The 2,615-nt window shown below is 67.7% G+C and carries 3 protein-coding genes and 1 pseudogene; 2 read left to right on the top strand and 2 right to left on the bottom strand.

Features of this window, described 5'->3' with window-relative positions:
* A pseudogene (locus EN914_RS39515) lies at positions 1–141 on the bottom strand (uroporphyrinogen-III synthase); the annotation flags it as partial.
* Between the two features lies 1 nt (position 142).
* Positions 143–1,069 carry a hydroxymethylbilane synthase gene (hemC, locus tag EN914_RS31560; protein ID WP_024503042.1) on the bottom strand — a complete coding sequence of 309 codons (927 nt, stop codon included), beginning with the start codon at positions 1,067–1,069 and terminating at the stop codon, positions 143–145.
* Between the two features lie 102 nt (positions 1,070–1,171).
* Here hemC and tsaD point away from each other — a divergent pair, with 102 nt between their 5' ends.
* Together tsaD and EN914_RS31550 are read left to right on the top strand one after the other, a co-directional pair.
* The gene (tsaD, locus tag EN914_RS31555) at positions 1,172–2,257 is read left to right on the top strand and encodes a tRNA (adenosine(37)-N6)-threonylcarbamoyltransferase complex transferase subunit TsaD (RefSeq protein WP_174299077.1); all 1,086 of its coding nucleotides are present in this window, start codon (positions 1,172–1,174) and stop codon (positions 2,255–2,257) included.
* Positions 2,254–2,615: NAD(P)-binding domain-containing protein (locus tag EN914_RS31550; protein ID WP_164779051.1), on the top strand; the 362-nt coding region annotated here is incomplete at its 3' end. The genes tsaD and EN914_RS31550, both read left to right, overlap by 4 nt.

Genomic DNA, 2,615 nt, shown 5'->3' with positions numbered 1-2,615 from the left:
GTCCGGGATCAGTCCGGCAGCGGCGGGCAACGCCCTTGTTTCGGTCAGGGGCAAAAGAACCGGCTGGAAACCTGCCTCCTCCAGCCGATGCGCTGTGCGCGAAGCACCCGGTTCCGGCCTGGTCACCAGGACGCGAAGCATTTCAGAGCCAGCCGTCGAAGAACTTTTCGCCGGCCCTGGCGCGCACGCTCCGGGCCGCTTCGCCGCCGATGCGGGCGGCGTCTTGCGCCGATCCCTGCAGCTCGACCGTGTGCGACTGCGTGCCGTCGGGCGAGATGATCAGCCCGGCAAAAGACAGCTTTCCGGCCTCGATCGCCGCATAGCCGGCGATCGGCGTGCGGCAGGAGCCATCGAGCGCCGCTAGGAAGGCACGCTCGCAGGCCAACGCCTGGCCGGTCGGCACATCATGAACGGCCGCCAGCATCTTTTCGACATCGCGGTCGCCGATACGAGTTTCGATGCCGATCGCGCCTTGCCCCGGCGCCGGCGGGAAGACATCGAGCGGTATCAGGTCGGTGACGACATGCTCGAGCCCAAGCCGCTTCAGCCCGGCATAGGCCAGGATCGTGCCGGCGGCGACGCCTTCGTCGAGCTTGCGCAGCCGCGTCTGCACATTGCCGCGGAACATCACCACGTCGAGATCCGGCCGCATCCGGCGGATCAGCGCTTGCCGCCGCAGCGACGACGAGCCGACTTTCGCCCCGCGCGGCAGTTCGGCGATCGTCTTCGCCGCTTTGCCGACAAAGGCGTCGCGTGCGTCCTCGCGCGGCAGGAAGGCCGACAGTTCGAGGCCGTCGGGCAGTTGCGTCGGCATGTCTTTCGACGAATGCACGGCGATGTCGATCCGGCCGGCCAGCAGCGCCTCCTCGATCTCCTTGGTGAACAGGCCCTTGCCGCCGGCTTCCGACAGCGGCCGGTCCTGAATGCGGTCGCCGCTGGTCGAGATGACGACCACCTCGAACGCCTCCGCCGGCATGCCATGCGCGGCCATCAGCCGCGCCTGCGTTTCATGCGCCTGCGCCAGCGCCAGCGGGCTGCCGCGTGTTCCGATTCTCAAGATTGTTTGCATGGCGCGCAGTCCGTGATAACCCCCCCGGCAAGCGAGGCTTTTCCGGGGTTCTCCTAACGGGGAAAGCCCCATGATACAATCTTTAGGGACAGCGACGAATTGATCCGCGTGCTGGGCATAGAGACGAGTTGTGACGAGACCGCCGCCAGCGTGGTGGCCATCGACGGCGACGCCGCGCCAAAAATCCTGTCCAACATCGTGCTCAGCCAGATCGAGGAGCATGCCGCTTTCGGCGGCGTCGTGCCGGAAATCGCCGCGCGCGCCCATGTCGAGGCGCTGGACGGCATCATCGAGGCGGCGCTTGCCGATTCGGGTACAGCACTAGCCGATATCGACGCGATTGCCGCCACCGCCGGCCCCGGACTGGTCGGCGGGCTGATCGTCGGGCTGATGACCGCCAAGGCAATCGCCGCGGCGGCGAACAAGCCGCTGATCGCCATCAACCACCTCGAAGGCCATGCGCTGACCGCAAGGCTGACCGACGGGCTCGACTTTCCCTATCTCTTGCTGCTGGTCTCCGGCGGCCATACGCAAATCGTCGCCGTGCGGGGTGTCGGCGACTACCAGCGCTGGGCAACGACTATCGACGACGCGCTCGGCGAAGCCTTCGACAAGACGGCCAAGATGCTCGGCCTGCCCTATCCCGGCGGACCGAATGTCGAGAAGGCGGCACAGGCCGGCAACGCCTCGCGCTTTGCCTTTCCGCGTCCGATGAAGGGCTCGGCCCAGCCCGACTTCTCCTTCTCCGGCCTCAAGACCGCCGTGCGCCAGGCGGCGAGCGCCATTGCGCCGCTGAGCGACCAGGACGTCGCCGACATCTGCGCCTCGTTCCAGGCAGCCGTAGCCGATGCTCTGGCCGACCGTGTTTCTCGCGCGCTGACGCGCTTTCGCGAGACATTTCCCGGCACTAGGAACCCAGCCCTCGTCGTTGCCGGTGGTGTCGCCGCCAACCGCACGATCAAGGCCATGCTGGAGCGGCTCTGCGCCGAGACCGGCTTCACCTTCATTGCGCCGCCACTGAAACTTTGCACCGACAATGCGGCGATGATCGCCTGGGCCGGCATCGAGCGGCTGCGCGAGGGCATGGCGCAAGAGAACGGCTTCGATTTCGTGCCGCGCTCGCGCTGGCCGCTGGACAGCATCTCGGCGCCGATGGTCGGCTCCGGCCGGCGCGGAGCCAAGGCATGAACGAGGTGGCAATGAGCGGCAAAGACACCGCGCCAAGCGGCTGGCGCGTTGCCGTGCTCGGCGGCGGCGCCTGGGGCACTGCCTTGGCTTTGGCCATGCTGCGCGCCGGCCATTTCGTCCGCCTTTACGCGCGCGATCCGGAGACCGTCGCCGCGATCGACCGCGGCGAAAATCCACGCTACCTGCCGGGCATTACGCTCCAGCCCGGCATCGTGGCGACGAGCAACATCCAGGCCACGCTCGACGGTGCCGATTGCGTGCTGGCGGTGACGCCGGCGCAGTCGCTGCGGGCGACGCTGGCGGCCGCGAAGGACCATATGCCGGCCGGTATCCCGCTGGTTCTGTGGGCCAAGGGCAT

Source organism: Mesorhizobium sp. M7A.F.Ca.CA.001.08.2.1, assembly GCF_003998455.1.
Taxonomy (GTDB): domain Bacteria; phylum Pseudomonadota; class Alphaproteobacteria; order Rhizobiales; family Rhizobiaceae; genus Mesorhizobium; species Mesorhizobium ciceri.
Note: the sequence above shows the minus strand (reverse complement) of the source record. Positions and strands in the feature narration are given on the sequence as shown.

Bases quoted from the DNA above. Each gene is read 5' to 3' on its own strand.
- hemC (WP_024503042.1), bottom strand. From the start codon at position 1,069: ATGCAAACAATCTTGAGAATCGGAACACGCGGCAGCCCGCTGGCGCTG.